At 52.2% G+C, this 4,891-nt stretch carries 6 protein-coding genes; all 6 read left to right on the top strand.

Annotated elements, in window-relative coordinates; genetic code table 11:
- Window positions 1-1,019, top strand: a 1,019-nt coding sequence (locus CX651_RS17470; RefSeq protein WP_157822698.1) for a type VI secretion system Vgr family protein, incomplete at its 5' end; no start/stop codon positions are given.
- Between the two features lie 4 nt (window positions 1,020-1,023).
- Complete coding sequence (locus CX651_RS17465) at window positions 1,024-1,551, top strand: DUF4123 domain-containing protein (RefSeq protein ID WP_101057220.1); 528 nt, start codon at window positions 1,024-1,026, stop codon at window positions 1,549-1,551.
- A 1-nt stretch (window position 1,552) separates the two neighbouring features.
- Complete coding sequence (locus tag CX651_RS17460; protein WP_025012114.1) at window positions 1,553-1,843, top strand: PAAR domain-containing protein; 291 nt, start codon at window positions 1,553-1,555, stop codon at window positions 1,841-1,843.
- Between the two features lie 10 nt (window positions 1,844-1,853).
- Window positions 1,854-2,210, top strand: coding sequence for a hypothetical protein (locus tag CX651_RS17455; protein ID WP_101057218.1), 357 nt, complete (start codon window positions 1,854-1,856; stop codon window positions 2,208-2,210).
- A complete protein-coding gene (locus CX651_RS17450) occupies window positions 2,200-3,999 on the top strand; it encodes a lipase family protein (RefSeq protein ID WP_101057216.1) in 1,800 nt (599 codons plus the stop codon). The genes CX651_RS17455 and CX651_RS17450 overlap by 11 nt, the downstream gene beginning before the upstream one ends.
- 2 nt (window positions 4,000-4,001) lie before the next feature.
- Window positions 4,002-4,891 (top strand): hypothetical protein (locus CX651_RS20020; RefSeq protein WP_101057214.1); only part of this gene is annotated, 890 nt, incomplete at its 3' end.

The following is a 4,891-nucleotide window of genomic DNA, read 5'->3' as shown; positions in this document are numbered from 1 at the left end:
ACGGTTTTCATGCGATAGAGGGTAACCTTCCCTGGTTGGCTATGCCCAAGACCAAACCCTTGGTAACGGGTCCTCATATGGCTACCGTGGTAGGGCCTAAAAATGAAGAAATCTTCTGTGATAAATATGGTCGGGTTAAAGTGCAGTTCCCTTGGGATAGATATGGCCAGGCAAATGAGCAGAGCAGCTGTTGGATTCGAGTCAGCCAGGGGTGGGCCGGTGGCCAGTACGGCTTTATGGCGGTTCCACGCATTGGTCATGAGGTCATAGTCTCTTTTCTTGAAGGCGACCCGGACCAACCTATCATTACCGGTCGCACATACCATGCTGCCAATCCTGTGCCCTATGTATTGCCGACCAACAAAACCAAAACCGTGCTCAAGACCCAAACCCACAAGGGGCCGGGATTCAATGAGTTGAGTTTTGAGGATGCCGCCGAAAATCAACTCATCTATTTGCATGCCCAGAAAGACCATAAGCTGGAAATCAACCACGACCAGCACTATCAGGTGGGTAACGATAGAGAAAAGCACATAGGACGGGATCAGCGCCTGAACGTGGGGCAGGATGAGTTTCTGGAAATAGGTCGAGATCAGCAGGCATTGATTGGTCAGGATCAAAAGCTGGAAGTGACCAGAGACAGGCAAACCCTGATCAAGCGTCATTATCGCCTCGAAGTCATGGATCGTCGTCACGAGTACTCCAGAGCCAATCACGATTTGGAAGTGGGCGGCCACTACACCCAGAAGGTTGAGGGAAAGGTGTTATTGGAAGCCGGTGAAAGTGTGCTGGTGCACACCAAGTCGCTCACCCTCAATGGCTCGGAGAAAGTCACTATTCAGGGGCCAGGAGGCAAGATACTCATAGATTCCGGCGGGATCACTCTCGAAGCTCCCAATATCAAGCTCAAGGGGCCAGTGGCTGTGACAACCGGGGCCAAGCCCCAATTGGCGACACTGAAGAGTGCCGCAGAAGAGGGCAACCCGATAGTCGATCTTTGTCCCGATTGCGGAGAATAACAGTATGACTATGGTGAAGGAAAATAGCCTCAAGGCGTTTGGGCCCAACTACTTGGTCTTGGATGCAGCGCTATGCCCAGAGCCCCTGTGGTTTGCCAAAGGGGCCGGAGCCGAGTGTCATAGCCTGTTTGATTACCGGGATCAGGCATTGGTGGATAACGGCCCTTGGTTACTCCATCTTGCGGGACAGGACGAGCTGATAAAACTGATGCTGGAGAAAGACACCCATGGTCACAGCGCGCTGTGGTGCAAGAGTGAGCTAGCCCTGCAGCCACTGAAAGAAGCACTGGGGCAAAGGTTGTATGCCGTCAAGCCTGATGGTGAAACTACTCGTTTTCGTTTCTACGACCCCAGGGTCTTACATCACTATTTAACCGAAGAAACGCAAGCCAGAAGGGATGTATTTCTGGAGCCTTTGGGGTCAGTGCTCTATGCATCGCTTAACCCCTTTCGTTTCAATAGCCATTGGCTGAATTGGCAAAGGGAGCCGGACGGATACGGCTGCCAGGCGATATCGATTAAGGAGGATTAATATGGGGACTCCGGTTGCATTGAAAGGACATCAACATATTTGCCCTATGTTCAGCGGCAATACCCCTCATGTTGGTGGACCGATAAACCAGGGAGAAAGTGCTCTAACGGTCAACGGTATTCCTGTGGCCTTAACCGGGCACAAGTGTGACTGCCAGGTTGGCGGGCCAGATACCCTGGTTCAGGGACATCCGAGTTTGACGGTCAATGGCATCGCCGTGGTATTGCAGGGTGCGTCCACGGCCCATGGTGGCAAAGTCATTCAGGGAGATGCTGCCTTGACAGTGTCTTAAGGAGAAGCGAATGAGCTGGGAATTGAGTCAGGAAATCATGGATGCGATGCCAAACTGGCAAAGGCGAAACCAGATCCATGCCCTCGCACGTCACCTATTATCACTGGAAAATCCACCAACAGATGAGCAGGTATGCTATGACTGGCTCGAGCTGCAAGTGAGTCAGGCTTATCAATATGGATTCACCGAGCTGAGTCATCTGCGCTTGGTGGCCGAGGCCTTGTTTTTGGCACAAGTGTCACTCGATGACCCGGAAGTGAGTGCCATAGTCACCAAGACCGGATTGCCTTCAGGACGAGCGGCTATCTTGTTGCAGTGGGCCAAGGAACAGCAATCTTCTACCATGGAGTCTGGTTATGAGCTGTAACGCTGATTGTAAATGCCGCAAGGGTATTGTGGCGCTGGTGTTCGTCCCCGGCATTATGGGCACCCGCTTGATGAATGGGGAAAGCGAGGAGTCCGTGTGGGACCCCGCTGCCGGGGGAAAGTTCAGTGGTCCCAGCAGTACCGCCATGGAGTTGAAGGCCGAACGTGAAGCCGAGCTTGCTGCGGCGCAGGCGGACGATGATGATGGTTTCTTTGAGGGGATAGGTAAATGGTTTAATCGAAAGTGGATAGGGATAAAGGAAAAGGGGCGCGGAATAGCGGAAACCGGCCGTAAGTACCGAACCAAAGCCGCCGCCTGGCCTCGCATCAAAGATTTGATTTTTGCCGGACCAGTGCAACGTAAGGCCTTGTTGGTTGATGGTAACACGGAGTATAAAAAAAGGCCGATTATCGATCGGGATGATCATTTATTAGAGGTGGATCCAGGTACTGAAGACTATTTCAGGGTCTATACCTCAGTACCCAAGTCGCAGATGGAACTCAAAAAGCGTCGGGGTTGGGGCGAAGTGCTGTGGGACAGCTATGGCCCGCTGCTTCGATATCTTGAGTCGAAGGAGCCGTTATTTAAACGCCTGTATCCCGGGCTGCAATTCCCGGTATTTGCCGTGGGCTACAACTGGATGCTCAGCAATAAAGTGGCCGGAGAGCGACTCAAGGATAAACTTGAGGAATTCAGGGCACAGTTGCTCGAAGAAGATAAAGAAGGCGATAACCTGGGGCTGACCAGGGACGATATTAAGTTTGTGGTTATCAGTCACTCCATGGGCGGATACGCCTCCCGCGCCGGCTTTATCTTAAGCGGCCTGGAATCTCAAGTCGAAGCCGTTATCCATGGCGCCATGCCAACCCACGGCAGCCCCTCCACCTATTTTCAGTTTCGCTGCGGCGCCGTCGGCCACGGTGCTGTGGGGCAGGTCGTCAAAATGGTGCTGGGCAAGAACGCCGCCGATACCACGGCAATACTGGGCTTTTGTCAGGGCGGGCTGGAGCTGATGCCCAATAAGCTCTATGTGGATGCGACCAATAAGGGTGAGTGGCTGTTTGTCAATAAGGACCCGGCGAAACAGCCTGACAAACGAGAACTGTTGCAGATAGGCTATGGCAGTGGCATTTATGACTTCTACCGCCGTTTCGATACCTGGTACAGCCTGGTGCAGCCTCCCTTGTTGGCACCTGAGCTGGCCAATCCAACCGATGAGCAGCTTGAAGAGCATAAAGAGGCATTTTTGGATCGTATTGATGCCTGTGAAACCTTTCACGATAAATTGGCGGCTAACTTTCACGCAACGACCACACTGCTCTACAGCAATAACCCGGACACCAAGGCGTTTGATACCTGTGAGTGGCAGCTGCAGAACAGCTTGACCCCGGGGCTGGAAACGGCGGCGGTGGAGCGCTGGCAAGTCATAGGCGATGAAAACCATGACTGGCTCTCGGTCAAGGGCGAAGTCAAGCTGTTGAGTAGCAGTGAGCTGGCGGAGCATCAAGACAAGTTAAAGAGCTGGATGGAGCAGAACCGCTATGGCCATCAGCATGCCCACATGCCGCCTAGGGCTCAAAGCGCCAGCTTCAGGTTGGGTAGCGAGACGGCCAAGGGTGATGGTACCGTGCATGAAGGCGCGGGCAAGTATCCCAAAGGGGTGCAGACCATCGGCTTAGTGGCGACCCAGGATCACCAGGGGTTTTACAATTGCCCCGATGTCAGGGAGCTGATGGTCGGTGTGCTTCAGTCTTGGCTGCCGGATATTCACCAGAAATTCAAGGGGTAGAGATGGCAGAAGGTTATCGCAAGAGGATTAAACGCGGGCTGCTCGGCAGTCTGGCATTAGTTTGTTTTTGGCAGGGAGAAGTTGTGATGGCACAAGCGGAAAAAATGCAAGAAGGACCGGCGAGTATGGTGTTTACCAAACACTGCGTGGGCCGTTTTGAGTTTGAGTTACCCCAAGAGATGCAACTGCTCACCTCGGGTTATGGTCAGCCGCAGTTTTTTATCAACATCTATCATCAGAACAATACCGACCGCAAGAAAGGGGTGATAACCGGTGAACACAGGCTTGAGCAATGGCTGGCTTATGTGGAGGAATTGCGCAGTAAGGCAGACAGATATCGACCCACAAAATACGTTATTAAAGACTTGGAACGAGAACTGAAGACGGTGGTTTTTTATGAGGGCTCTAGACGTAGTAGTCCTGAATCAAATACAAAACATAAGTTTGCCAGCTTTTTTTTCAAGGATTTTCCGGAGCAGCAGTTGGGGCTCAGTGTTGAAGGCAGCGCCAATAAGTTTATAGCCCGCAATGCGCCCAATGTGGATGAGATATTGCAGCAGCGGCTGCACTGGATGCGTCAGGCGATAGATAAGATTGAATATCAGCCCTGGCCGCATAAGCAAGCGGGCGTCTGTTTGCAAAGAAATTTATTAGTTGCCAATCTTCAGCCACTCAAAGACGAACTCGGAGATTATCACGAAAACTATGGGGCAGAGTTTTTTAATGGTGCAGACAAAGGCTCAATGTTTAAGGTGTTAGTGAATGTGTACGGCAAAGGTGAAGAAAAAGCCTTGAAAGAGGAGCTGAGCCGCTACAGCGGCATGATGGCCTTTTTCGCCAGCAGCAAGACCAAGGTGGCCGGGCGGGAAGGACGGCTGTTTATCAGTGATGG

The organism is Shewanella chilikensis (assembly GCF_002836945.1).
Lineage (GTDB): Bacteria > Pseudomonadota > Gammaproteobacteria > Enterobacterales > Shewanellaceae > Shewanella > Shewanella chilikensis.
Note: the sequence above shows the minus strand (reverse complement) of the source record. Positions and strands in the feature narration are given on the sequence as shown.